Annotated in this window: 1 pseudogene; it reads right to left on the reverse strand. The window is 40.8% G+C overall.

The features are described 5' to 3' along the window. Positions 1 to 677 (reverse strand): annotated as a pseudogene (gene ponA / locus B4237_RS07750) (penicillin-binding protein PBP1a); the annotation flags it as partial.

Here is a 677-nt window from a genome sequence, read left to right on the forward strand (position 1 = left end):
CTAATGCATAGACAAATGGTTTAATGGTTGAACCAGGCTGTCTCCAGCCTTGTAAAGCACGATTAAATTTTGTTTGATAGAAATTATATCCACCTACGATTGCTTCAATTGAACCATCATTTGGATTTAATGCAATCAATTGTCCTTGGACTTTTGGAACTTGAACTAAAGACCAAACGGTTTTATCTTCATTTGGTCGTAAGCGAATAATATCTTTAACCTTAACAATTTGAGAAGCATTGGATGGAGCGCCGCCAACGCTATTGGCATTACGATAAGGACGCACCCATGACATGCCTGACCAATTCACGGTGACTGTTGAACCATCTTGCATCAAAGCATCAAAAGAGTTGCTCTTTACTTTTACAACTTGTGCGGGGTAGGTGTTGGCATATGCCATGAACTGATTAAGTGGTTTATCATGAGCTTCAGGACCACGCCAGCCATGACGACGATCATAAGCTTCAAGGCCATCTTGAATTGATTGTTCTGCATAGCGCTGACGTTTGCTATCAATCGTAGTATAAACCTTATAGCCAGAGTCGATTGCTTGAGCGCCAAAATGTTCAACAAGCTCAGCACGAACCATTTCACCTACATAGGGAAATACGTTACTGACTGAACGATCCACCATGTTTAAACTAATTGGTTCAGCAACTGCTTTTTGATATTGGGTT

The sequence above is a fragment of the Acinetobacter sp. UBA6526 genome (assembly GCF_002434875.1).
GTDB classification, from domain to species: Bacteria; Pseudomonadota; Gammaproteobacteria; order Pseudomonadales; family Moraxellaceae; genus Acinetobacter; species Acinetobacter venetianus.